Annotated in this window: 24 protein-coding genes; 14 read left to right on the top strand and 10 right to left on the bottom strand. The window is 30.0% G+C overall.

Annotated features, from left to right (window positions below):
• Nucleotides 1-4: 4 nt before the first annotated feature.
• From GAN53_RS08480 to GAN53_RS08470, 3 genes are read right to left on the bottom strand one after another with little or no spacing between them, the layout of a single operon-like run.
• On the bottom strand, nt 5-865 hold the full coding sequence (locus GAN53_RS08480) for a DUF4300 family protein (RefSeq protein WP_151410665.1): 861 nt from the start codon (nt 863-865) through the stop codon (nt 5-7).
• Nucleotides 866-908: 43 nt separating this feature from the next.
• Entirely contained in the window at nt 909-2453 is a 1545-nt protein-coding gene (locus GAN53_RS08475) for a 5-formyltetrahydrofolate cyclo-ligase (protein ID WP_151410664.1), read from the bottom strand.
• Nucleotides 2453-4363 carry an alpha/beta hydrolase family protein gene (locus GAN53_RS08470; protein WP_151410663.1) on the bottom strand — a complete coding sequence of 637 codons (1911 nt, stop codon included), beginning with the start codon at nt 4361-4363 and terminating at the stop codon, nt 2453-2455. Before GAN53_RS08470 ends, GAN53_RS08475 begins: the two co-directional genes overlap by 1 nt.
• A 134-nt stretch (nt 4364-4497) precedes the next feature.
• On the opposite strand from GAN53_RS08470, the gene hpf reads away from it, so the two are divergent.
• The 7 genes from hpf to GAN53_RS08435 all read left to right on the top strand — a co-directional run bounded on the left by hpf (nt 4498) and on the right by GAN53_RS08435 (nt 13045).
• Nucleotides 4498-5034 (top strand): ribosome hibernation-promoting factor, HPF/YfiA family, encoded by a 537-nt coding sequence (hpf, locus tag GAN53_RS08465; protein ID WP_151410662.1) that lies wholly within the window; start codon nt 4498-4500, stop codon nt 5032-5034.
• Nucleotides 5035-5285: 251 nt separating this feature from the next.
• A complete protein-coding gene (secA, locus tag GAN53_RS08460) occupies nt 5286-8045 on the top strand; it encodes a preprotein translocase subunit SecA (RefSeq protein WP_151410661.1) in 2760 nt (919 codons plus the stop codon).
• Nucleotides 8046-8047: 2 nt separating this feature from the next.
• A protein-coding gene (gene prfB / locus GAN53_RS08455; RefSeq protein WP_151410660.1) for a peptide chain release factor 2 occupies nt 8048-9164 on the top strand; the annotation gives its coding sequence in 2 pieces (ribosomal slippage) (nt 8048-8122 and nt 8124-9164; 1116 coding nt in all).
• 37 nt (nt 9165-9201) lie between these two features.
• Nucleotides 9202-10293 carry a tryptophan--tRNA ligase gene (gene trpS / locus GAN53_RS08450; RefSeq protein WP_151410659.1) on the top strand — a complete coding sequence of 364 codons (1092 nt, stop codon included), beginning with the start codon at nt 9202-9204 and terminating at the stop codon, nt 10291-10293.
• Nucleotides 10294-10443: 150 nt separating this feature from the next.
• A complete protein-coding gene (locus GAN53_RS08445; protein ID WP_151410658.1) occupies nt 10444-11751 on the top strand; it encodes a sodium-dependent transporter in 1308 nt (435 codons plus the stop codon).
• Between the two features lie 13 nt (nt 11752-11764).
• Nucleotides 11765-12463, top strand: a complete 699-nt coding sequence (locus GAN53_RS08440) for a YjjG family noncanonical pyrimidine nucleotidase (RefSeq protein ID WP_151410657.1) — start codon at nt 11765-11767, stop codon at nt 12461-12463.
• 96 nt (nt 12464-12559) lie between these two features.
• A complete protein-coding gene (locus tag GAN53_RS08435; protein WP_151410656.1) occupies nt 12560-13045 on the top strand; it encodes a hypothetical protein in 486 nt (161 codons plus the stop codon).
• Between the two features lie 74 nt (nt 13046-13119).
• Here GAN53_RS08435 and GAN53_RS08430 read toward each other — a convergent pair whose 3' ends face one another.
• From GAN53_RS08430 to GAN53_RS08420, 3 genes are all read right to left on the bottom strand, one after another.
• Nucleotides 13120-13473 (bottom strand): class II SORL domain-containing protein, encoded by a 354-nt coding sequence (locus GAN53_RS08430; protein WP_151410655.1) that lies wholly within the window; start codon nt 13471-13473, stop codon nt 13120-13122.
• A gap of 110 nt (nt 13474-13583) precedes the next feature.
• Nucleotides 13584-13844, bottom strand: coding sequence for a hypothetical protein (locus GAN53_RS08425; RefSeq protein WP_151410654.1), 261 nt, complete (start codon nt 13842-13844; stop codon nt 13584-13586).
• Between the two features lie 109 nt (nt 13845-13953).
• Nucleotides 13954-15333 (bottom strand): leucyl aminopeptidase, encoded by a 1380-nt coding sequence (locus GAN53_RS08420; protein ID WP_151410653.1) that lies wholly within the window; start codon nt 15331-15333, stop codon nt 13954-13956.
• A 178-nt stretch (nt 15334-15511) separates the two neighbouring features.
• On the opposite strand from GAN53_RS08420, the gene secG reads away from it, so the two are divergent.
• From secG to GAN53_RS08390, 6 genes are all read left to right on the top strand, one after another.
• On the top strand, nt 15512-15739 hold the full coding sequence (gene secG, locus GAN53_RS08415; protein WP_151410652.1) for a preprotein translocase subunit SecG: 228 nt from the start codon (nt 15512-15514) through the stop codon (nt 15737-15739).
• Between the two features lie 61 nt (nt 15740-15800).
• Nucleotides 15801-17942, top strand: coding sequence for a ribonuclease R (gene rnr / locus GAN53_RS08410; RefSeq protein WP_151410651.1), 2142 nt, complete (start codon nt 15801-15803; stop codon nt 17940-17942).
• Complete coding sequence (gene smpB, locus GAN53_RS08405; protein ID WP_099320518.1) at nt 17905-18348, top strand: SsrA-binding protein SmpB; 444 nt, start codon at nt 17905-17907, stop codon at nt 18346-18348. Before rnr ends, smpB begins: the two co-directional genes overlap by 38 nt.
• A gap of 76 nt (nt 18349-18424) precedes the next feature.
• Nucleotides 18425-19378 (top strand): 3-hydroxyacyl-CoA dehydrogenase, encoded by a 954-nt coding sequence (locus tag GAN53_RS08400; protein WP_151410650.1) that lies wholly within the window; start codon nt 18425-18427, stop codon nt 19376-19378.
• 92 nt (nt 19379-19470) lie between these two features.
• A complete protein-coding gene (locus tag GAN53_RS08395; protein WP_151409095.1) occupies nt 19471-20064 on the top strand; it encodes a helix-turn-helix domain-containing protein in 594 nt (197 codons plus the stop codon).
• Nucleotides 20007-20921 carry an IS3 family transposase gene (locus GAN53_RS08390; RefSeq protein WP_151409096.1) on the top strand — a complete coding sequence of 305 codons (915 nt, stop codon included), beginning with the start codon at nt 20007-20009 and terminating at the stop codon, nt 20919-20921. The genes GAN53_RS08395 and GAN53_RS08390 overlap by 58 nt, the downstream gene beginning before the upstream one ends.
• Nucleotides 20922-21046: 125 nt before the next feature.
• Here GAN53_RS08390 and GAN53_RS08385 read toward each other — a convergent pair whose 3' ends face one another.
• The 3 genes from GAN53_RS08385 to GAN53_RS08375 are packed head-to-tail and all read right to left on the bottom strand — an operon-like array spanning nt 21047 to nt 22794.
• A complete protein-coding gene (locus tag GAN53_RS08385; RefSeq protein ID WP_151410649.1) occupies nt 21047-21385 on the bottom strand; it encodes a VOC family protein in 339 nt (112 codons plus the stop codon).
• Between the two features lie 43 nt (nt 21386-21428).
• Nucleotides 21429-22316 (bottom strand): zf-HC2 domain-containing protein, encoded by an 888-nt coding sequence (locus tag GAN53_RS08380; RefSeq protein WP_151410648.1) that lies wholly within the window; start codon nt 22314-22316, stop codon nt 21429-21431.
• Nucleotides 22294-22794, bottom strand: coding sequence for an RNA polymerase sigma factor (locus GAN53_RS08375; RefSeq protein WP_151410647.1), 501 nt, complete (start codon nt 22792-22794; stop codon nt 22294-22296). The genes GAN53_RS08380 and GAN53_RS08375 overlap by 23 nt, the downstream gene beginning before the upstream one ends.
• Before the next feature lie 104 nt (nt 22795-22898).
• Here GAN53_RS08375 and GAN53_RS08370 point away from each other — a divergent pair, with 104 nt between their 5' ends.
• Nucleotides 22899-24056, top strand: coding sequence for an AI-2E family transporter (locus GAN53_RS08370; protein ID WP_151410646.1), 1158 nt, complete (start codon nt 22899-22901; stop codon nt 24054-24056).
• A gap of 84 nt (nt 24057-24140) precedes the next feature.
• Here the strand turns inward: GAN53_RS08370 and GAN53_RS08365 are convergent, their stop codons facing one another.
• Nucleotides 24141-25034, bottom strand: coding sequence for a sensor histidine kinase (locus GAN53_RS08365; RefSeq protein WP_151410645.1), 894 nt, complete (start codon nt 25032-25034; stop codon nt 24141-24143).
• Nucleotides 25035-25037 lie beyond the last annotated feature (3 nt).

Raw genomic sequence — 25037 nt, 5'->3', positions numbered from 1 at the left:
TTTTTCAATCTTCTAATAGATTATCATTTTCAAATATCAATGGTTTTGCTGGATAAGTTTCGCTTGAAAAATCGTACATTTTCATAAGATAATCGTATAGGTCTTTTTTGTTTTCAAATACAACTGCCTGATAAGGAGATGTAAAGGCGAGTTTTTCAACAAGCAAAAATCTATTATCATCAAGAGTAAATAAAATTCCGGTATGGCCGATGAATAACTCGTTATCATTTTCATCAAGTGAAGAAAATACAAATACAGAAATTATAGAGAATTTATCTGATTTTGGGAAATTTATGCCATTTTCCTTCCAAAAATTATTTATTTTTTCTAAATGGATTTTAGAATCGCCTGTATTATCTGTTTTTATTGCTGAATAGAATTTGTTAAATTTCTCTATTTCAGATTCTTCCAAAGTTGGAACTGGTGGATTTTTAAAAGAAGAATTGTCGATTTCTATAGCTGATAAATTTGATTTTTCAAGATTTTTTATTTGTATTTTGTCTGAAACTAAGCCAAAAGTTGTAATTCTACAGTTAACTCCTGCAAATTCCGGATATTTGTTAAATAAACTATCCTGCATTTTATCTACATCATATTCTGGTATTTGATTAGCTTTTTGATAATCTTTGCTAGCTAACAAAGTCTTATCGATATTGGAATTAAAAAAATTCACTTGTTTGAAAAATCTCTCTATGTTGTTTTTTCTAAGAGAACTTTTTTCCATTAAATCTTTTACATCTTTTTTTGATTTTTCATCTGTAAGATTTGAATAAATATATTTATAGCCATCGTTTTTTGGAATTTTTTGATCTTTACAGGAAGATAAGCTAACAAGAGTAAGTAAAACAAATAATAATTTTTTCATAAAACCTCTTTAATAAAATCTAAGAGACCCTAGGGTCTCTTTCTTAAAATATTTCTTTTTCTGTAATAATAAAATCTAATTTTTGGTCAAATTCATCCACATCAATTTCTTCTACCTCAAAATCACTTGCAAATAAGCCTATTGATGTAGTTTGGTTCTCATTTAAAAATCTATCGTAATAACCTCCACCATAGCCAAGGCGATTTTTACTTCTATCAAAGCCAAGACCCGGGACAAGAGTTAGGTCGGGATTTTCTATAAATTCTTTCCTATAAGATGTTGGAATTTTAAATTCTCCCTTAACAAGATCTTTTGTATCATAAATTCTTACTGCTTTCATCTCTCTTTTGTAAGGATCACTTATAAAAGGAACATAAACATCCTTACCAAATTCAAGAGATTTTTTGATTATTTCATAGGTCTCAACCTCATCATTAACCGACACATAGATGAAAATTGTTTGGGCATCGGCAAAGAGTGAAGAATTAAGGAAGCTAGAATATATAGTGTAGTCAATCATTTTTTTTCTAATTGGATCCATATTATATCTTATATCTCTAAATTTTTTTCTTAAAAATCTTTTGTTGCTTTTTTCATTCATATTTTTGCTTTCCTTATTTGTATCTTGTAATGACTTTTCTACAATTTTTTTTAAGGAGGTGCTATCTTCTTTAAATTTTGCAATTTCTTCTTTTGATTCGATGGCATAATTTTTTCTTATAGCATCGATTAATTCAGCTCCCAAAATCAATACGTTTGAAACTATGGTTAGCCAAATAAAAAGTGCCAAAATTCCTGCCAAAGCTCCATAAACAACGGACTGTTTAGAAAAATTCGTTATAAAAAATGAATATATAAAAGTTGCTATATATATTGTAATTGTGGCAAATAAACCTCCACGAAAAGCGTCTTTATAATCAACCCTATCATCCTTATTATTTGGTGCATATCTATAAAAAAACCCAAAAGCTAAGGAAATTATTAAAATTGGTGCAAGAGTTAAAATAATTCTATACAATGGAGAAGTTAAAGTTGATATAATGTTATCAAAAAATCCTCCAAAGGCTTTATCAGAAAATCTAGTTAATATATTGTATCTGATAAAACTAAGTATATTAGGTCCATATATTTGTGAAACCAAGATAAATATCACAAAAATAATAAATACAATGGTATACAAAACTGAAATCAATTTTTTCTTGATTGCTCTTTTTTCGCCATCTAAACCGTAAGCTTTGTTAATTGCAGTAATTAGATAGTCTATTCCCTTAGTTGCCGACCAAAGAGCAAACAAAACTGTAATAATATTTACAGACGCAGATGATGAATTAATAAAAGTAGTATCTATAACCCTTATAGCAAGCTCTTTGGCATTTTCTGGTAAAAAATCTATTAAAGAATAAATTGCCTCAACATTATCCTTCAATAGTCTTGATACTATATTTACAAGCACCATCAAAAGAGGAATAGATGCTTGCAAAAGGAAAAATGAAAGAGCTGCAGAGATTGTACTTATATTGTGAGTTTTAAACCTGTATATTAAATTTTCTAATGTTTTTCTAATTTTTATTTTTGTTTCTAAATTCATTATTTCAGATGTCCATCAAACCATTTTTTAATTTCTTTTAGTCTTTTTAACCTAGCGTGAGGTTTTCCAGATCTGGATAATTCGTGATTTTCTCCATGGAAAACAAACATTTTGCTTTCAACTCCATTAAGTTTAATCTTACTATACATTTGCAAACCTTGCTCTAGTGGGCAACGGTAATCACAATCTGAATGAATAAATAGGGTAGGTGTTTTAACTTTGTCTGCATATTTTATAGGAGATTGATCCCAAATATTATCAAAACTATTCCATATATCGCCATTTGTTTGATCGCTTGCAAAATAATAGCCAATATCGCTAACTCCATTAAAGCTAGTCCAATTTGAAATTGATCTTTGAGAGCAAGCTGCCTTAAATCTATCGGTGTTACCAATTATCCAATTTGTCATAAATCCACCATAGGATCCACCATAAACTCCCATTTTATTTGCATCAATTTGTGGAAATTTTTCTATAGCAAGATCAGTAAAGCGCATCAAATCATCGTAGTCTATATCTCCGTATTTCCCGCGGATATCTGAAAATTTAACTCCATTGCCACTTGAACCGTGTGGATTAGTATAGATTATTATATAACCATCATTTGCAAAAACTTGGTGTTCGTGATGAAAAATATCAGAAAATTCTGTTTTTGGTCCACCATGGATACTTAGAATAGTAGGATATTTTTTATTTTCATCAAAATCTGTCGGCAAAAGTACAAATCCTTTTAGGATATCTCCGTTGGATTCAAATTCAAAAGTCTTAATAGAAGAAACATTGCTTTGAACTTTATTTGCTATTAATATTTTTTCTTCCTTGTTTTTCTTTAGCTCGGCCATTGTGTTTTTGTCCATGGAAAAATAATAAATATCTTCATCTTTTATAGTGAAATCTTCAACTTCATCATCTATTTCCAAAAATAAATCGCCCTTAATGTCGATGGAATAAAGCTTGGTGGATTCTTTTTCTGTACTTATAAAGTATAATTTATCATTTGCTTTAGCAAATGTTTTGCCCTCTCCGTACCTTGCATCAGTACCCAAAGAATTGCCAAAGTCCATATCAAAATCATCATCGCTTATTTTTTTGTAATTTCCATCAAAATCGCAAGAATATATAAAGGCATCTTCGTTTACACCGCCTTTTTCCATATTTGTCGCCACAAAAATTATCTTATCATCCAAAAATTCTGCCCTATAATATGAAAACTCGTTTTTTATCAAAGTTTTTTCTTCTTTTGAGTTGATATCTAACAAAATAAGATCTTCTTTAAGACCCATCACTTTATTTTCGTCGTAATTTGTTTTGCTGAAAATAGCCTTGGTAAAATCATCATTTAAGCTAAATAAGTTTATTTCCTTATCAAAATTTGAATCGATTATTTTACTTAATTGATCTTTTTTGCTGTCGTAAAAATAGTAGGCAGAAGGTCTATAATCTAAATAGCCTCCTCCGTTAACATAAAATGGCAAAGTATCAAGTTTTTTAAAATACTTATTTTTTTCATCTTTTGCTTTTTCTTTTTTGCTTTTTTTATCACTTGCTTTTACAAGAAATAAGTCGTCTTTTAACCATTTGATACTTGCTACATCTTTTTTTATAGAAAATATTTCTCTACCAATTCCATGGTCAGTAACTTTTTTAAAGCTATCTTTTTCGTCATTTGACTTTGCCTTAAAAATTAAATTACTATCTTTGTCGAAAGTATATATCGAAGAATTGCCATCATCTGTGATTGGATAAGTTTCACCTGTTTTTGTAAGGTAAATCCAAATATTGGAATCATACTTGTTTTTTTCAAAATTGCCTTTAACTCTTGTATAGGCTAATTTACTTTTATCATTAGATATATCTAAATTTGAAAAAAATTCATAGGATAAAATATCTTTAATTTTAGTTTTTTTCATTTTTCCCCCAAATCAATTAATTAATTTGCTAATTTATATAGTTAATTATACGATAAAATTTACTTTTAGAGAAATTATTGTGTTTATAATTAATCAGATAGGGGTAAATAATTAAAAAGTAAAGGAGAGTAGTTATGAAAATAGATTTAAGAGGAAAAAATTTAAACATAACTGATGACATTTCTGAAGAAGTTGAAAAAAAGTTTTCTAGACTTGATAAATACTTCAAAGAAGAACAAGAATTGGATGTTAAGTTATCTAAAGAGGGAAATGAGTTTGTTGCTGAAACCACAGCAATACTAGGAGGTGGAACAATCCTACGTGCAGAAGCAAGTGATGAAACTATTTATAATGCAATAGATAGAGTTATGGATGCGCTTGTTAAACAAGTTAATAAATATAAAACTAGATTAAGAAAAGATAGACATCAAGCCTCAATTAGGTTTGATAGCTTTGATAATAATATAGATGAAAGCTCAGAAGAGAAAGAACTAACAATCAAAAGAGATAAAACAATCTCAGTTAAGCCTATGAATACCGAAGAAGCAATTTTGCAAATGGAACTTGTAGATCATGATTTCTTTGTATATTTAGATGATATTGATGGAGACGTAAATGTCGTTTATAAGAGAAAAAAAGGAGATTATGGAAGAATAAGACCAAGAAAATAGAAAAGAGCATTTATGCTCTTTTTTTGTTGAAAAAATCCAATAATTAAGGTACTATCATCTTTAAGTGATTATTATTTGATAAGAATTTAAACGCAGAGTCTTATTGGCTAGAATATTCTGCGTTTTTTCTATGAAATACTGGAATTAAAAGTATAATTATTATATTAGTTTACAAATAATCTATTATCCTTTATTATATTAATGGAAAGCTTGATTATTTTATAAATCGAGAGAATTGGAAGGTGAAAAATTTGGCGATATTTAATCTATTTAAATCATTTAGTGAAAAAGAAATTGAAAATAACCAAAAAGCTGTAGATAAAATTCTTGCCCTAGATGAAAAAATGCAACAATTAACTGATAGCCAGTTAAGAAATAAGACAGAAGAATTCAAAGAAAGATACAAAAATGGTGAATCTTTGGATGACTTACTACCTGAAGCTTTTGCTGTAGTTCGTGAGGCAAGTGATAGAGTTTTGGGTATGAAACATTATCCAGTGCAATTACTTGGTGGCATTGTTCTACATAACGGTCAAATTGCTGAAATGAAAACAGGTGAAGGTAAAACTCTTGTTGAAACCTGTCCAGCTTACCTAAACGCACTTACAGGTAAGGGCGTTCATATAGTAACTGTAAACGACTATCTAGCTAAGCGTGACCAAGAGTGGATGGGTAAAATTTATACATTTTTGGGAATGTCTGTTGGATGTATTGTCTATGGTCTTACAAATAGTGAAAGACAACAAAACTACAACGCAGATATTACCTATGGTACAAATAACCAATTTGGTTTTGATTACCTAAGAGATAACATGGTAATTTATAAGGAAGATATGGTTCAACGTGGACTAAATTATGCTATAGTCGATGAGGTTGACTCAATACTTATAGATGAGGCTCGTACTCCTCTTATAATTTCTGGTCAAGGAGATGAATCTACAGATACTTATGTAAAAGCAAACGAGTTTATCTTAACTCTTGAAGGTAGAATATTAGATCCAAACGAAGATGCAGATATAGATCCTTTTGATAGAGAATTTAAGGTTGAGGATGTAGATTTCCTTGTTGATGAAAAGAGAAAAACTTCTAACCTTACAGAAAAAGGTACTGCAAAAGCAGAAAAATTCTTTGGTATAGAAAACTTATCTGATAGCGAAAACTTGGAATTATCTCACTATATTAACAATGCCCTAAAAGCAAATACAACTATGCATAGAGATATTGATTATGTTGTTAACAAAGGCCAAGTAGAGATAGTCGATGAGTTTACAGGTCGTATTATGCAAGGTAGAAGATTCTCCGATGGACTTCACCAAGCTATAGAAGCTAAAGAAGGCGTTGAAGTAAAAGCAGAAAGTAAAACACTTGCAACAATTACTTTCCAAAACTACTTTAGAATGTATGACAAATTATCAGGCATGACTGGTACTGCAAAAACAGAAGAAGAGGAATTTGACGAAATTTACAACCTAGACGTTGTTGAAATTCCAACAAATAGACCAATTGCAAGAAAAGATGATGTAGACCATGTTTATATAAACGAAAATGGAAAGTATAAGGCAATAATTGATGAAATCAATAGAGTTCATCCAACAGGCCAACCAATCCTAATAGGTACAATTTCTATCGAAGCAAGTGAAAGATTATCAGCAGCTCTAAAGAAAGCTGGAATCAAGCACACAGTACTAAATGCCAAAAACCACGAAAGAGAAGCTGCAATTGTAGCAGAAGCAGGAAGACTTGGAGCTGTAACAATTGCAACCAACATGGCAGGTCGTGGTACAGATATTATGCTTGGTGGTAATGTCGATGATATGGCCATGCAAAAATTAAAGAGAGATGGAATGAGCGAAGAACTTCTTGAGCAAGTTGATAGCTTTGCAGAAACAAATGACCAAGCAGTTCTTGAAGCACGTAAAAAATATAGACACGAAAAAGATTTAATCAGACCAAGAGTAAGAGAAGAAGCAGAGCTTGTTAAAAAAGCAGGTGGCCTTTATATAATTGGTTCAGAACGTCACGAATCAAGACGTATAGATAACCAGTTAAGAGGACGTTCTGGAAGACAAGGTGACCCTGGACAATCAAGATTTTTCATCTCATTAGAAGATGATCTAATTAGATTAAACGGTGGAGAACAAGTTGCAAAATTCATATCAAATGCCAATTTTGATGAAGATGAGCCAATCGTTTCAAGAATGGTAACAAGATCAATAGAAAAAGCCCAAACAAGAGTTGAGGCTAATAACTTTGCAACACGTAAAAGAGTCCTACAATACGATGATGTTATGAATAAACAAAGAACAATTATTTATAACGAACGTAAGGATGTACTTTATGGACACGATATGAAAGAAGCTATTATTTCAATGATAAAAGAAGTAATAGAAGGTTCAGTATATTCTTTCACCAATCCTGAAGTAAAACCAGAAAATTGGGAAATGGTTGCCTTATTAAATCACCTAAACAGCCTTGGAATTCCAGTTACTCAACTACATTTTGAAAATATAAATGATTACACACAACAAGAATTGATTGATTATATATATCAAGCTACTCTAGCCAAATATGAGGATAAGGAAGCTCAATTTGGTTCTGAAAATATGAGAGAAGTTGAGCGTGTAATTATGCTTCGTGTAATCGACCAAAAATGGATGGATCATATCGATGCTATGGATCAAATGAGAAAAGAAATAGGCGTTCGTGCAATGGGTAATGACGATCCAGTTCGTGCATACACCAATGAAGGTTTTGATATGTATGAAGAAATGACAAGATCAATCCAAGAAGATACTGTTAGATACATGATGAATGTTGAAATCAGACAAAATATCCAAAGAAAGCAAATTTTAAGACCAGAAAAAGAACTTCAACCAGCTGACGATGGAAGTAACGATATAAGTGTGCTATCAGCTGATGAATTAAAAGAAAATGAACAATACAACAATCTAAATAGAGCAGAACGTAGAAGACTTGAACGTGAAGCTAGAAAAAATAATGTAAAGAGATAAAAATGACCGAAATTTACGAACTTAGAGAAAAAATTGAAGAATTATCTAAGGCAATTAAATTAATAGGAGATTCTCTTTGACCCTATAAAATTGGAAGCTGATATAGCAAGACTTGAAAAAGAAACTTACAAAACAGATTTTTGGGATGATAGCCAAAAAGCTCAAAAAACTATGGCTATCTTAGCTGAAAAAAAAGATGAATTTGAAGAATATAATTTCATTAAAAAAAGTCTTGATGATGATGTTGACTTACTCGATTTAGTTGAAATGAGCGAAAATAGGGAGAGTAAAACTTTAGAGGAAATCGAAGATAATTTACTAGCCTTGTCAAAAGAAATCAAAACCATGAAGTTAAAAATCCAACTTAATGGTGAATATGACAAGAACAACGCTTATATGTCGATAAATGCTGGAGCAGGTGGGCTTGAAGCTACAGATTGGGTTAGTATGCTACTTAGGATGTACACCAGATATTTTGAAAGACACGGTTTTAAATATACCATAACAGAATTTAACAACGAAGAAGCTGGTGGAATCAAATCTGTAACCTTATATGTAAGTGGTCCTTTTGCTTATGGTTATCTTAATGGAGAAAAAGGCGTTCATAGATTAGTTCGTATTTCTCCTTTTGATAGCAACGCCAGACGTCACACATCTTTTGCTTCGGTTGATATTTATCCAGAATTAGATGATATTTCAGATATTGATATAGATCCAAACGATCTAAGGATTGATACCTATAGAGCAAGTGGAGCTGGTGGCCAGCATGTTAATAAAACTGATTCTGCAGTTAGAATTACCCATTTGCCTACAGGAGTTGTCGTAAGTAGTCAAGCAGAACGAAGCCAAGTTCAAAATAAAGAAACTGCTATGAGACAACTTTATGCAAAGCTTATACAAATTGCCAAAGAAGAGCAAAGAGAAAAAATATCCGATATTAAAGGCAAATACACTCAAATTGCCTGGGGAAGCCAGATAAGATCCTATGTTTTCCAACCCTATACACTAGTAAAAGATCATAGAACAAATTATGAAGTGGGAAATGTTGAAAGTGTCATGGATGGCGATATACAAGGCTTTATTGATGCTTATTTAGCTCTTAATACTAATGATAATTAATGGGAGGATAAGATCCTCCTTTTTTATAGGAGAAAAAATGACTGACAAAAAAATTATATTAACTGGAGATAGACCAACAGGAAGACTTCACTTAGGTCATTATGTTGGTAGCTTAAAAAATAGAGTATTGATGCAAGAAGCAGGCGATTATGATCAAATGTATATAATGATTGCAGATAGCCAAGCTTTGACAGACAATTTTGACAATCCAGGAAAAATTAGAGAAAATCTTATCGAAGTTGCCCTAGATTATTTATCTGTTGGCATAGATCCTAACAAAGTTACAATATTTGTTCAATCACAAATTGAAGAACTAACTGAACTTACATTTTATTTTCTAAATCTTGTTACACTTTCAAGACTTGAAAGAAATCCAACCGTAAAATCTGAAATCAAGTTAAGAGGCTTTGAAACTAGTCTTCCAGCAGGATTTTTGATTTATCCGGTAAGCCAAGCTGCTGATATTTTGCTATTTGATGCAAATATTATTCCTGTTGGAGTTGACCAAGAACCAATGCTTGAGCAAGCTAGGGAAATAGCCAGATCTTTTAATAGTATTTATGGTGAAATTTTCAAAGAACCAAAGGCAGTATTGCCAGAAAATGAAACTGCAAGAAGAATGCCAGGGATAGATGGCAATGCAAAAATGAGTAAGTCATTGGGCAATGCTATATATTTAGCCGATGATAAAAAAACTCTAAAGAAAAAAGTTATGAGTATGTTTACAGATCCAGAGCACATAAACATAGATGATCCAGGAAAAGTTGAGGGGAATGTCGTATTTACTTACCTTGATGTATTTTCTAACGATAGTCACTTCCAAAAATATTTGCCAGAATACAAAAACCTTGAAGAGCTTAAAGCTCACTACAGAAAAGGTGGGCTTGGGGATGTAAAAGTTAAAAAATTCCTCATTAAAGTCTTAGAAGAAGAATTAGAGCCAATTAGACAAAGAAGAGCTGACTATGAAGCAAATATTGATCAAGTAGTAGATATACTTCAAAAAGGAAGCGAAAAGGCAAGAAAAGTTGGTAGACAAAAAGTAAACCAAGTCAAAAAAGCCATGGGAATTGATTATTTTTCTGATGATAAATTCTTAAAAGAAATGAAAAATAAATATAATAAATAAATCCACAAGTCATAAGCGATCAACTTATGACTTTTTTTTATTAAAAATTTCTTGTATAATAAAAATTTTATTGTATAATTAAAAACAAAACTTCTATCTCGCTTTAAAGCGTGATATAGTTTTTTAAATTTATTTTATTAGGAGTTAATTATGGACAAAAAATTTAGTTCAAAAGTTGGTTTTGTCCTTACTGCTGTTGGTTCGGCCGTCGGGATGGCAAATATATGGGGTTTCCCGTATAAGTTACAAGATGGTGGTCTTATATTTTTAATATTTTATATATTTTTTGTAGGTCTATTTTCTTATGTAGGTTTGACAAGCGAGTTTGCAGTTGGCAGATTAAGTCAAGCTGGTACTTTGGGTGCTTATCAGTACTCATTTAACTCTACCAATAAAAACAAAACAATATCAAAATTAATTGGATTTATTCCATTAATTGGTATTTTTCTAATAGCTATTGGATACTCTGTAATAGTTGCATATGTTTTTAAGGCCTTGATCGATTCAATTACAGGTGAAATAATGACTACTGATGTAAGTTCATGGTTTGCAAGTTTTGCTAATACAGAACGCTCAGTAATACCTTTTCATATAATTATTATTATTGCTGCAATATTAACTTGTATTGGTGGAGCATCTACAATGGAAAAATCAAATAAAGTTATGATGCCGGCATTTTTTGTACTATTTTTATTATTAGGAATTAGGATTTTAATGTTACCAGGAGCCATTGATGGTTATAAATATATGCTAAGATTTGATACATCAAAGTTTAATCTAAATACCATTGCAGCTGCAATGGGACAAGCATTCTTCTCACTTTCCTTGACAGGATCAGCCATGGTAACTGTTGGATCTTATATTAAAAAAGATATAGATATAGTTGATTCATCAAAGCAAACAGGTCTATACGACACAATTGCAGCTTTGCTTGCATCTTGCGTAATGATTCCAGCTTTAAGCGTATTTAATATGCAACAAGTTGGAGGACCTAGTTTATTATTTATATCCTTGCCAACTATTTTACAAAATATAAAATTTGGTAGATTATTTTCTATATTTCTATATTTAGCAGTTATATTTGCAGGAATTTCATCATTACAAAATATGTTTGAGCCAGTTGTGGCTTCACTATTGTCTAGATACAAGAAATTAAGCAGAAACTTCATGCTAATTTTGGTAGGAATTTTGACCTTTGTATTCTCTGTAAATATGGAAACAATTGACAAAGTAGGTCATTATATGGATATAGTTTCTATTTATATTATTCCAATTGGCGCATCAATAGGTGCAGTAACTTGGTTTTATATACTAAAAAAAGACTTATTACTAGATGAAGTAAATTTATCAGCAAAGAAAAAACAAACAAATAAATGGTATAATATTGGTAGATTTGTATATGTACCAATAGCTGTAATTCTTACGCTACTCGCATTGATATTTAAAATATCATTTTAAAAAGGAGATTTAATTGATAAAATATTTACTTTGGGATATAGATGCAACTTTGTTAAACTTTAAAAAAGCCGAATATTTTGCCATGAGAGATGGCTTTGAGAAATTTCAACTTCCCATAGATGAAAGTCAGATCAAAAATTATAATTTGATCAATGATAAATATTGGAAAAGACTAGAAAGAGGAGAAATTACAAGAGAGATGGTTCTTCACGGTAGATTTCGTGAATTTTTCGATGGACTTAATATAGCATATACCGACGAACTTATCTATGATTTCAATAAATTTTATCAAGTAGAACTTGGAAATAACATATTTTTCAATGACAATGCCAAAGAAACCCTAAAGACTTTAGAAAAAACATACAAGCAGTATGCGATTACAAACGGTAGCATTGTAGCACAAAAAGGAAAACTCAAAAAATCTGGACTTGATAAGATCTTTGATGGTGTTTTCATATCAGAAGAAATTGGAATAGATAAACCAAACAAGGAGTTTTTTGATATAGTTTTTGAAAATATTGGCTCAACAGATACAAGAGAATATTTATTAGTAGGGGATTCTTTAACATCAGATATATTAGGAGCAAATAATGCTGGAATTAAAAATATTTGGTATAATCCAGAAAATGCTGACAATAAGTCAAATGTAAAAGTCGATTATACAATAAAGAATCTTAAAGAAGTCATTGGAATACTAAAAAATATAAAATAAATCACTACTGATAGTATTAATTAGTCAATTTATGTCTTTATGATTAAATATAAATGTCTCTGGGTAAAAATATAAAAAGTTCAGGAGGAGATAATTATGAGAATAAAAAAAATAATATTTTCTTTACTAACAGTTTTAGCATTTTCAAGCATATCCTATGCAGATAATAGTGCTGATGTTGATTTTAAAGATGCAAAGATTAAGACTTGGTACAATAGCTTAAGCCAAGAAGAAAAAACTTCAAAGAAAATAGTTATAGAAGAATTAACAAACTTGGATAATAAAAGAAGTGAATGGTTAGTATGGTATGATTCTTTATCTGATGAAGGAAAGCTAGCAGTTGATTTTGATGGTTATAGATCAGCAATTGATTCTATTATAAAAAATAACAAAATAGCTTATATTCATAGACTAGAAGAGGCAATAGAAAAAAACCAAGAGCAAACAAAAATAGCAAAAGATTTGCTAGAAAATTATCCGAAAACTGTAAGTAAGGTAAAAGACAAACTTGAAAAAATAATCGACCACTCTTCAAAATTAGTAAAAGAAGCTGAAGAACTTTTAATGGAACTTGAAAAATAAAGAAATTTAAAATTGGAGAAAATATTCTCTAATTCAAAACCCCAGACCTAATAAGATCTGGGGTTTATTTTATATTAAGCTTCTACTGAATTTTCCCAAAGACCGTGGATATTGCAATAGCTTAGTGCATAAACCTCTCCACTTTTTTCTGTCTTAATTTCAACTTCAACCATTGGTTTTGAGAAAATTTCTTCTTCGCCATGAGCGCTAAAATTATAAGAACCAACTTCGATTGGGAATTTAGAACCTTCTGGCTTAAAGAAAACTTTGATCCAAGCAATGTGGTGTTCTAAGGTGTTTGGATGTTCAATTTCTTCGCCAACTTGAGCTTTGATTTTTAGTAAGCCATCAGCTTTTTCTACGTGTAGAACAGGTACGTGTTTTTCAGCTTTCCAATCAGCAGTTTGAACTGTTTCAGTTAATTTCATATTTGCCTCCAATATTTTTAATTCTTAACATTATTTATATACCCAAGCTTTTTTCTTTGAAACAAGAGTAAGCAAAAGATTTACTATAAGGATTTTAATTTCCGCTTATCTTAACCTTCTTCTCCTTTTAATTTTTCTTTTTTTATTGATGTTCCTAAGGCTAAGCCAATTAGTATTCCTTCTGCTAAAGCTAAGCCTAAATCATTTGAAAAAAAGATAAAAGAAATAGCTATTCCTAAACATATTCCTTCAAATATATAGGAATTATTGATAGAAAGAATCTCCTTATTCTTTTTAACGTTGGCAAAAAATATTGCAAAAGATAAGCCTGCGATTATCCAAGGCAAAGCAGCATTTAAAAAGTCAGTCATAACTTTCTCCTTCCTTATGTTAAAAAATTACCCGAAAAATAGTTTACTTTTGTAAAGATTAGGTAAAAAAATCTTCCTAGATTGTAAAATCTAAGAAGATTAAAAATTGTTATTCTGCTTTATTTTTTGCTAATTGATATAGGGTTTTGACTTGAACACCTGTTGCACCCTCTTGATATGGGCCTTGAGCTTTTGAAAGATAGGCAGTTCCTGCTATATCAAGATGTACCCAAGGATAATCTTCAATAAATGCTCCAACAAATTGACCAGCGGTTATTGATCCAGCAAGTCTTCCACCAGAATTTTTGATATCAGCAACTTCTGAATTATTATATTTTCTTAGGAAATTATCATTTGGAAGTTGCCAAATTTTCTCGTCAGTTTCTTTAGCTGCTTTAAGAACTTCATCCATGGCTTGTTGGTTATTTGTAATTGCTCCAGTATAAGTTTCTCCAAGGGCAACTAAAACTGCACCAGTTAGGGTTGCAAGATCTATTATCATTTGTGGTTTATATTCTGTAACTCCATAATTTACAGCATCGGCAAGAGTAATTCTTCCTTCGGCATCGGTATTGTCAACTTCTATAGTCATTTTATTACGAGCTTTTATAACATCGCCAGGTTTGTAAGCTCTACCAGAAATACTATTTTCGCAAGCTGCAACAATTCCAACTACATTTACTTTTAAATTATTAGAAGCGATAGCTTTTAAAGCTCCAATTACTGTTGCAGATCCGCCCATGTCGGAATTCATCTCTTTCATGCCATCTGAAGATTTTATTGAATATCCACCTGAATCATAAGTTAGGCCCTTGCCTACAAAAACAAGGGGCTTTTGATCGTCATTAGCCTTTAAATATTCCATTACGATAAATCTTGGCTTATTATCAGAACCTTTTGCAACTTGTAAAAAAGCCGTTAGACCCATTTCACGAATTTGATCTTCTTCGTAAATTTTTACATCAACACCGTATTTAGAAAGTTCTTCTTTAGCTTTATTGGCTAGAGTTTCAGGATAAATATCATTTGATCTTAAATTTACTAAATCACGAGCAAAACTTTGTGCATCTATAACTTTTACTAGTTCTTCCATATTTTTTTCATAGGAATTAAATGAAGCTGGCAAGTTTATATTTTCTATATTGTATTTAGCTTTTTCACTTTTGTAATAGTCAAAATTATAGCCTGCAAGGATTAAGGAATTTACAATATTATAAATATAATCTTCCTTATCAAGTTCAAGTGAATTATCATCAAAAGAAACTTCTGTAATTTCTTTATTTAGGAAAAATCTTCCTAATTTATAAACTGCTTCTTTAAAAATTTCCCTATCAAAGTGTTCTTTTTCGCCAAGTCCTAAATAAATAAGATTGCTATTCAAATCTGGGAAAACTCCACCAATAGATCCGTCAAAAAATTCATTTGAAAAATCGTCTTTAAAAGTAAATTTTACGAGGTTTTTTTTAGAATCATTAAAATTAATTTTCATACAAACTCCTTTTTATTTGATAATATAACTATATGCCAAAATTAGTTAATAGTAAAATTTTAAAAATAAATAGAAAAATTTCACATTATAAAGTATGATTATAACAAAGAAATACACGAAAATTGCGTTTGTTAGCTTTTAGTGGTATACTAAAAAATATGAAATCGGAGGTGTCTTTATGGAAAACTTTTTAGCAGTTGTTTTGATGCTTGCATCACTTATTATAATAATAGCTGTAACATTGCAAGATCCAAAAACTGATGGTTTGGGAACACTAGCTGGCCAAGAAACTAACGTTTTTGGTAGAAGTGCTCACAAAACAAAAAATGAAATGCTTGATAAAGTTGTAATTGTTGGAGGAGTATTGCTTTTTTTAGCAAGTATAATCTTTTTAGCAGTTATGTAGGGGCTAGGGATAGGAAATCTATCTAGCCTCTTTTTTATTAGGAATAAGAAAAGAGTTAAAAATGAATTTAAAAGATCTAATATTAGATATAGTTTATGATAAGGATTATTCTCCACTTACCACAAATGAAATGGTGAAATTTTTAAAAGCTGATAAGTACATGAAAGATGTAATTATCGATGCTATTAAATCTTTGGAAAAAGATAACAAAATACGAATAAGCCATAAGGGAAAAATTTTAGCCTTAACTGAAGATGAAAAATCACTTTTTGGTAGGATCGAACTTGCTCAAGGCTCTTATGGATTTTTCATTTCTGACAATGAAAAAATGAAAGATGTCTTTATATCAAAAGAAAATCTAAAGCAAGCTTTCCAAGGCGATCGAGTTAAGATAGAAATAATTAAAGAAGCAGAAAATGGGAGAAATGCCGAGGGCAGAGTTGTCGATATAATTGAGCATAATAAGTCTAAAATCATAGGAACTTATGAACAATCAAAGAATTTTGGCTTTGTTATTTGCGATAATAAATCAATTGGCAATGATATTTATATAGCCAAAAAATATTCCAAAAATGCTAAAAACAAAGACAAGGTTATAGTTGAGATTATAAATATACCAAAAAAAGGCAATCCCGAAGGTAGAATAGTTGAGATAATTGGCCACAAAAACGACAAAAATGTCGACATCTATACAATTATTGCGAAACACGACATACCCTACCAATTTTCTAAAGAAACAAAAAAAGAAGTTTTGTTTATCGATGAAAAACTTAAAGAAAGTGACTATGTAGGAAGAGTTGACTTTAGAGATTTATTTACAGTAACCATTGATGGAAGAGATTCAAAAGATTTTGATGATGCTATCTCCATAGAAAAAAACGGTGAAGATTACGATCTTTATGTCCATATAGCCGATGTGGCAAATTATGTAAAAAGATCAACTGCTATTGATAATGACGCTTATGATAGAGGAAATTCAACCTATTTATATAACATAGTTGTTCCTATGCTGCCTAAAGAATTATCAAATGGAATCTGTTCGCTAAATCCAAATTCTGATAGACTAACTTTAAGCTTAAAAATGACTATTAATAATAAAGGCAAAGTAATTGCCAATGATTTTTACCAAGCAGTTATAAATTCCAATTACAGGCTAGTTTATGACGATGTAAATGATTTTTTGGATGATAAAAACGAAAGCATTTATACTGATGAAATTCTTAAAGAAAAATTATTGCTTTTTGATGAACTTTATAAAATTTTAAGAGCCAAAAGAGATGAAAGAGGAGCAATTGACTTTAATTTTACTGAAAGTCAGATAGATGTATCAGATGATGGCAAAGTCTTAAATATTGAAGTTTTGGAACGTGGAAGCGGCAACAAAATGATAGAGGAATTTATGCTTGCTGCAAACGAAACTGTTGCAACTTTATTTGCCTATATGGATTTTCCGTTTATCTATAGAATACATGAAAAACCGAAGGCAGAAAAGATAGAAAAATTTAAAAAATTTCTCAACACCATGGGCTATAATATCAGAGGAAATGATCTTTATCCAAAAGATTTTCAAAAAATCCTAAAAGAAGTTGAAGGTGAAGATAAGGAAAAAATTGTAAATCTTCTAATGCTTAGAACCATGCAAAAAGCAAGATATTCCAAAGATTGTAAAGAGCATTTTGGATTATCGACAAAGTTTTACACACATTTTACAAGCCCAATTCGTAGATATCCAGATTTGATAGTTCATAGACTTTTAAAAGCTTACATTGAGAATAAACTAGGTAAATTTAACAGGGTAAGCTTAGAAAATTCTTTAGAAAAATCTAGCGAGCATTTATCAATTACAGAACGACGCAGCGAGGATTGTGAGCGTGAAGTAGAAGATTTGATGAAATGTAAATACATGAGAAGATTTATAGGCTGTGAGTTTTACGGAGAAATCAGTTCTGTTACTGATTTTGGAATTTATATAGAGCTAGAAAACACAGTTGAAGGCTTATTTATGTATAAATTTTCAAAAAATCACTATGAATTTATTGAAGAAAAACTACAAGCCTATGATACGACAAACAAAAAATATTATAATTTGGGCGATAGAGTTAAAGTCAGAGTAAAAAAAATAGATATAATGAAAAAGAATATAGATTTTGAATTATTGGAGGAAGATGAAACAGTTAGCCAACAACAAGAAAGCCTTTCATGAATATTTTATAGAAAAAAAATACGAGGCAGGAATTGAACTAATAGGTCAAGAAGTCAAAAGTATAAAGCAAGGTAAGGTTAGCATCAAAGAATCTTATATAGGCGATAGAAATGGGCAAATGTATATTTACGGAATGCATGTAAGTCCATTTAAAGAAGCTTATGATAAAAATGTCGATCCTTTAAGAACAAGGAAATTATTACTTCACAAAAAAGAAATTAATAGCTTGATAGGCAAAAAAACTCAAGATGGATACACAATAGTCCCTCTTAGTGTTTACGAAAATAAGGGTTTGATAAAAATTGAAATAGCCCTAGCCAAGGGTAAAAAATTATACGACAAACGTGAAGCCATTAAGAGAAAAGATGCTAAGAGAAGGATAGATAGGGCTCTAAAAAATTATTAAAAATTTATCTTATATGATAATATCTATATAAAATGGGTAAATAAAAAATAGATATTGAATATAAGGAGATGATTATATGAAAATAAAAAACGTAACTATAGCAGGTGGCGGAGTATTAGGAGCTCAAATAGCTTATGCAACAGCTTTTCATGGATATAATGTCACAATTTGGGGTAGAAGCGAGGGTTCTATTGAAAGAGTTAGACCTCGTATAGATCAATTGCACGGTATTTATACTAAAGAATTAGATATTGCTCCATCATATATAGGAGCATCAAATCCAAATTATCCAAGATCATTTTTTGCTGATAAAAGTGAAATTACAGAAGAAAAAATTGCTGAACTAAAAAAACTTAACGAAGAAGTTTATACAGGCTTAAAATACACAACAGATTTAAAAGAAGCATTTGCAGATGCTGATTTAATCATAGAAGCAATTGCAGAAAGAGTTGATGAGAAAAAAGCCTTTTATGAAAAAATCGCTCCTTTCCTAAAAGAAGAAGCAATAATTGTAACAAACTCATCAACACTACTTCCATCAACATTCAAAGAATTTACAGGAAGAGAAGAGAAATTCTTAAGTTTACACTTTGCTAATAATATTCATAGACAAAACTTAGCAGAAGTAATGAAACATGATACAACTAGCGAAGAAGCTTTGAATTTAGTAGTTGATTTTGCTAAATCTATCGGAATGTATCCAGCAGTTATCAAAAAAGAGCAACCAGGATATATTCTAAACTCACTTTTAGTTCCACTTTTAGATGCAGCTTTAAGACTTTATGGAAATGATGTTGCAGAACCAAAAGATATAGATATGGATTGGAAAATTGGAACAGGCTCTCCACGTGGACCATTTGAAATTATAGATATAGTTGGAATTACAACTGTAATTAATATAACAAGTTTAAATCCTGAAGTACAAGATAAAAATTCCGCTTTGGCAAAAGCTGTTGAAAAATTAAAAATAAGAGCAGAAAAAGGCTTAAAGGGAATTGAAAGTGGAGAAGGTTTCTATAAATACAATTAAAAATTAAAGACAAAGTAAAAAAGCTTTCCAGAAAAATGAACTGACCCCCAAAAGTTAGACCTAAAAACTAACTAACGGAGGTCAGTTTTTTAATGGCAAAATATAGCACAGAATTCAAAATGAAAGTAGTAAAAGAATATTTAGAATCAAACATCTCATATAAATCTTTATCAGACAAATATTGCATACCATCAGAAAGCGTAGTGAAAAGCTGGGTAAATGCATACAAATCACAAGGCTATGAAGGACTAAAAGTAAAAAGAAAAAATACACAATATACTTTGGAATTCAAGTTAAATGTAGTAAACTTGTACTTAACAGGAGAAATGTCCTATCAAAGCCTAGCAAACAATCTTAAAATCAATAATCCATCAATAATCACCCGATGGGTCAATGAATATAGAGAAAAAGGAATTGAAGGACTTAGATCTAAAAAGAGAGGAAGACCTTCAAAAATGCCAAAATCCCCAAAGAGATCAAAAGACACTAAAATAGAATCATCAGCAAACATAACTAATTTAGAAAATGAATCATTAACACAAGCACAACTAAAAGAAAAGATAAAGAAATTAGAAGAAGAAAACTATTGGCTTCAATTAGAAAATGATGCAATAAAAAAAAAGATAGAATTGTCTCAAATGACAGATACAGAAATAAGACAATTGCTGAAACAATCAAAGTCTTAAGAGATAAATACAAACTAAAAGACTTGTTAAAATACTTTAACATTGCCAAATCAACATACATGTATTGGCAAAAACGCTTAAATAAACCAAATAAAGATCTAGAATTAGAAAAGAAAATACTTAAAATAAGAAAAGACAATCCAAACTACGGCTACAGAAGAATAACAGCAATGTTAAAAAGATCAGGACTGATAATAAACAAAAAGAAAGTACAACGATTAGTTCAAAAGTTAAAACTTCAAGTAAAAAGCTATTCAAGAAAAACAAGAAAATACTCATCCTACAAAGGACAGGTAGGAAAAATATCAGACAACAAAATAAAAAGAAACTTTAAAGTGGAAACACCATACACACAAATAACAACAGACACAACAGAATTTAAGTATTTAGAAAAAGATAAAACAGGAACATATCAAATAAAGAAACTCTATCTAAACCCATACCTAGATATGTACAACAGTGAAATACTTAGCTATGAAATATCAAAACACCCAACAATAGAACCAATCTTAAAAGCCTTAGACAAAGCAATAGAGGTAACTAATAAAAATAAAGAAAAAAGAATATTCCACTCTGATCAAGGCTGGGCATACCAAGTAAAGCAATACACATCAAAACTAGAAGAAAATGACATCACTCAATCCATGTCAAGAAAAGGAAATTGCTTAGACAACTCACCAATGGAAAATTTCTTTGGGATATTAAAACAAGAAATATATTACGGAAATAAATTCTATTCATACGAGCACTTAAAACAAACAATTGAAGATTTCATAAAATATTACAACGAAGAAAGAATAAAAGAAAAATTAGGATACTTATCACCAATAGAATACAGAAAGAAGAATGCAGCATAAAAATTTCCTACCCCTAGGGGTAGGATAGGACAAAGAAATACCAGGGCTAGTTTAGTTCTAACTCTGGTATTAGGTCCAACTTTGTGGGGTCACCTTAAAATTCTGGGAAGCTTTTTTTAAAAAATTTATTTATGATATACTGCTTCGATGTTGTTTCCATCAAAATCATGGAAGAAGCAAGCGTAATAATTTGGTGCATAATGTTCGCGGATTCCTGGAGCTCCATTATCTGTTGCGCCTAATTCAAGAGCTTTTTTGTAAAAATTATTTACTTCCTCTTCGCTATTTACTGTAAAAGCAAGGTGGAATTTGTTAGGATTTCCCTCAACCATCCACACTTGACCAAAGCAAATGGCATTTTCATGCTCAACTACAATTTTGATTCCAATTTCATTTAGGACCTTTTCGTAAAACTCTTTAGCTTTTTTTAAATCTGAAACTTGCATTGTAATGTGATCAATCATAATATTTCCTTTCTTTATTTCATCTTTTATAATAATACCCAAATTAATTTGCCAATTTATATTTATCTTTATTTTCTAAATATAAGCTAATGGTAAATACCAAAAGATAGATAGAAAAAGTTGTAAGTACAATAAAAATAAAATCTCTAACTGGATGCATACTTGCAAAATTAAGACCTTTTATTAAAAATGTAGATAGGATATAGGCCAAAGGCAAAGTTATAATTCTTATTTTTTTGTACTTAATAGATTTTCTAAATAAAGTAAAGTTTAAGGCTAAAAGGATTAAAAAAATCACAAAAGCAATTTTTATATAAATAGCAAAAATTAATCTTGGCAATAACAAAGATCCAGAATTAATTGTTAAGGAATAAGGGTCATAGAGAACTTTTGCCGACCCATCTCCATTTTTATTGTAAAAAATAATGTCATAATCTTTTTTATTTACCTTTAATGTTTGCTTTTTTCCTCCCAATATCCTATCCAAATAAGTATAACTTGCGTCTATATAAAGACTTTTACAATCCTTACTATTATTAGCAAAATCGCCTTCATTAGAGATATCTGTATATACTCTTGTTACGTCATCTCTAAATTCATAAATTATTTCATCGCCATTAGTTGAACTTTTTATAAGATCTTTTTCATAATCAATTGGCCTTGGACTTGTTAAAAATGAAAATATTATTAAAAAGATACTTAAAACTAAAGAACCAATCATTAGTCCATAATATTTTTTGTTTTTATTAACCGCCTTATCCAAAAAATCCAAAGGCTCAGTTGAATCAATGTTGTTTTCATCTAAGCTATCATAATAAGCCTTACAGTCTTTACAAGTTAAAAGATGTTCCTCTACGATTTTTTTGCTAGCAAGACTTGCTAAATCTTCCTTACATAGGGGAATTAAATCACGTATTACTTGACAATCCATAATTTTCCTCCAAAATTTTTCTTAGTTTTTCCTTTGCTCGGTAAAAGCAAACACAAGCCCAATTATCTGTTTTGCCATAAATTTTGCCTATATTTTTGAAAGATAAGTTTTCAATTCGAAGTTTTATTATACTTTTGTAGGGTTCTTCTAACTTTTCTATAGAATCCTTTAGAAGTTTTTCTTCTTCTCCTGAAATAAGATCTTCTTCAAAAGAAGGGGATGATAGGTCGAACTTATTTATATCATCAGTATTTATCAACATCTTATTTTTCTTATAATAATCAATATAGGTATTTTTGCCTATGGTAAATAGATATGACTTTATAGATTTTTCTTTTTTTATCGCATCTAAATTTGCCATGGCCTTTAAAAAACATTCGCTTGTGATATCTTGGGCTATTTCTTTATTTTTTGTCAAAGAGAGCAAAAATTTATAAAGATCGTCAAAGTATATTCTATATATTTTTTCAATATCCATTTTGCCCTCCTATATATTAGACTGATAGCTTAGATAAATCTTACATTATCTGTAAAAAAATTTCTATAAGGATATAATAATAATATCAAATTTAAGGAAATGATATGGAAAATAAAAATTTATATGAAAGAATTGCCCTTAGAACAGGGATTATAATACTAAGTATTTTGTTTGTGGTTTTTGTTGGCATTAGACTTTTTGATGCTTTAATGCCAATAATTTTAGCCTGTATTTTTGTAGCTATTCTAAAACCATTAATAAAAAAAATAAATAATAGCTTATCAATAAAACACAATGTTATATCCTACATAGTTGGAACCATTTTGCTTATAATCATTTTCTTTTTAACCTTGTGGTTATTTCAAGCTCTCATAAGTCAAGTGACAGGACTTGTTGGTAATATTATAAACAATTGGTCACAAATAGTTCATTCGGTAAATGGATTTATTGCAAAAATTAACTCCAAAATTAGTTTGATGCCGGATTTTGCATCAAATGCCATAAAATCAAGCCTTAGCTCTTTGTATAATTTCTTGGGAGATTTGCAAAAAAATGCAGTTAATATTACTTTGGGTTTTACAACAGCTTTTATCAACACATCAAATGATGTAATATTTTTTGCTATAACTTTTGTTGTTGCTTTTTATATTATTTTAGGAGACATGGTAAATATAGAAAATTTCTACGATAAGAATTTTCCAGAACATTCTAAAGAAAATTTGCAACTTATCAATAAAGTTTTTAAAAGCTCAACTTGGAATTATGTTAAAGCACAACTAAAGATGGGACTGATGTGTTCAATTCTTATGGCAATCGTGTTAAAATTCTTAGGCCAAGAATATTTTATACCAATTGCATTAATCTTAGGCTTTGTTGATTTATTACCAATGATTGGACCTATAATTGTGCTTTTACCTTGGTCAGTAATAGAATTTTTAATTTTTAACAATACTTTTAAAGCCTTGGCTTTGCTAATATTGTTAACAGCATGGACAGGAATAAGACAAGTAATTTCACCAAAAATAATAGGCGCATCAGCCGACATCCATCCACTTTTATCCGTCATAAGCTTATACGCGGGTCTAAGATTATTTGGTGTAAAAGGAGCTATATTTTTCCCAATAATTTTAATATTTATTGTTGGACTTTATAAATCAGGAATTTTGAACAATTGGATTTACGATTATAAGTTGTTTTTTAAAAGAGTTGGAGAAATTTTGGATATTGGGAAGAAAAAGATCAATATACCAGATTCTAAATAGTGAAAAATTTCTATAAAAGTAAGAACTTCTAAGATTTCATTAATTTGAAAATTTTATAAGAAAATCTTAGAAGTTATATTAAATTTATATTTTATTAAATGAAATTTCAATGGCAAAATAATTATCCGATATATCGGCTGTTATTTTGCCATTTAATTTTTCAACCAAAGCTTTGGTAATGGCAAGACCGAGACCAGTTGATGATCCATTTCTAGAGTTGGAAGCCTTGTAAAATTCCTTAAATAAGTCGTCTTTGTTTATTGTAAGACCATCTTTGGTTTTATTTTTGCTTACAAAGATAAGCTTCTTCTCATCTTCTGAAATACTCAAACTAATTGGATTTTGTCCGTGTTCTAGTATGTTTTTGTAAATGTTTTGAAAAATTCTTTCTAGGGCGTCAGTGTTTGCATTTATAAAAATTTTCTTATTGGGAAAATTTATTATAGGTTCAATATTTCTAAATTTGAAATCTTCGTAATAGTTAAACAAAGTTTGTAAGGCCAAAGAAGTAAAGTCTATTTTTTCCATCTCAAGCTTGTACTCGTTTTCTTGAAGTTTCACAAAAGTAAATAACTGATCGAGAATATTATTTAGACTACTGATACGATTTCTCATAATCGAAAAATACTTGTCATTGTTAATATTTTCCTTATTATTTGCAATTAGCTGCAAGTATCCATCAAGAGAAGTGAGAGGGGTCCTAATATCATGAGAAAGTCCCCTTATGGTATTTTGTAAGTACTTTTCCTTATTGATGTAAGCTTTCTCTTTATTATGATAACTATCTAAAAAGTTATTGATAATCTCAGCAAATTCCATAAATGTTTTTATAGAAAAACTTGTATTTATTCTCATTTGTGAATTATTATTTATTAAAAATCTAACTTGCTCGCAAATGCTATTAATTTCTTTTATCATAAGGATATTTATTAATAGTGAGATTATCAATAGCAAAATAAGAATCCAGATAGCGTACATAAT

It is taken from the genome of Anaerococcus sp. Marseille-P9784 (assembly GCF_902500265.1).
Taxonomy (GTDB): Bacteria; Bacillota; Clostridia; order Tissierellales; family Peptoniphilaceae; genus Anaerococcus.
Note: the sequence above shows the minus strand (reverse complement) of the source record. Positions and strands in the feature narration are given on the sequence as shown.

Excerpts from the sequence above, each read along its gene's own strand:
- GAN53_RS08385 (WP_151410649.1), bottom strand. The coding sequence starts at position 21,385 with ATGATTGATCACATTACAATGCAAGTTTCAGATTTAAAAAAAGCTAAA.
- trpS (WP_151410659.1), top strand. The coding sequence starts at position 9,202 with ATGACTGACAAAAAAATTATATTAACTGGAGATAGACCAACAGGAAGA.
- GAN53_RS08420 (WP_151410653.1), bottom strand. The coding sequence starts at position 15,333 with ATGAAAATTAATTTTAATGATTCTAAAAAAAACCTCGTAAAATTTACT.
- secG (WP_151410652.1), top strand. The coding sequence starts at position 15,512 with ATGGAAAACTTTTTAGCAGTTGTTTTGATGCTTGCATCACTTATTATA.
- rnr (WP_151410651.1), top strand. The coding sequence starts at position 15,801 with ATGAATTTAAAAGATCTAATATTAGATATAGTTTATGATAAGGATTAT.
- GAN53_RS08445 (WP_151410658.1), top strand. The coding sequence starts at position 10,444 with ATGGACAAAAAATTTAGTTCAAAAGTTGGTTTTGTCCTTACTGCTGTT.
- GAN53_RS08395 (WP_151409095.1), top strand. The coding sequence starts at position 19,471 with ATGGCAAAATATAGCACAGAATTCAAAATGAAAGTAGTAAAAGAATAT.
- GAN53_RS08425 (WP_151410654.1), bottom strand. The coding sequence starts at position 13,844 with ATGACTGACTTTTTAAATGCTGCTTTGCCTTGGATAATCGCAGGCTTA.
- GAN53_RS08380 (WP_151410648.1), bottom strand. The coding sequence starts at position 22,316 with ATGGATTGTCAAGTAATACGTGATTTAATTCCCCTATGTAAGGAAGAT.
- GAN53_RS08375 (WP_151410647.1), bottom strand. The coding sequence starts at position 22,794 with ATGGATATTGAAAAAATATATAGAATATACTTTGACGATCTTTATAAA.
- GAN53_RS08400 (WP_151410650.1), top strand. The coding sequence starts at position 18,425 with ATGAAAATAAAAAACGTAACTATAGCAGGTGGCGGAGTATTAGGAGCT.
- GAN53_RS08435 (WP_151410656.1), top strand. The coding sequence starts at position 12,560 with ATGAGAATAAAAAAAATAATATTTTCTTTACTAACAGTTTTAGCATTT.
- GAN53_RS08430 (WP_151410655.1), bottom strand. The coding sequence starts at position 13,473 with ATGAAATTAACTGAAACAGTTCAAACTGCTGATTGGAAAGCTGAAAAA.
- GAN53_RS08470 (WP_151410663.1), bottom strand. The coding sequence starts at position 4,363 with ATGAAAAAAACTAAAATTAAAGATATTTTATCCTATGAATTTTTTTCA.
- GAN53_RS08370 (WP_151410646.1), top strand. The coding sequence starts at position 22,899 with ATGGAAAATAAAAATTTATATGAAAGAATTGCCCTTAGAACAGGGATT.
- GAN53_RS08365 (WP_151410645.1), bottom strand. The coding sequence starts at position 25,034 with ATGTACGCTATCTGGATTCTTATTTTGCTATTGATAATCTCACTATTA.
- hpf (WP_151410662.1), top strand. The coding sequence starts at position 4,498 with ATGAAAATAGATTTAAGAGGAAAAAATTTAAACATAACTGATGACATT.
- GAN53_RS08475 (WP_151410664.1), bottom strand. The coding sequence starts at position 2,453 with ATGAATTTAGAAACAAAAATAAAAATTAGAAAAACATTAGAAAATTTA.
- smpB (WP_099320518.1), top strand. The coding sequence starts at position 17,905 with ATGAAACAGTTAGCCAACAACAAGAAAGCCTTTCATGAATATTTTATA.
- GAN53_RS08480 (WP_151410665.1), bottom strand. The coding sequence starts at position 865 with ATGAAAAAATTATTATTTGTTTTACTTACTCTTGTTAGCTTATCTTCC.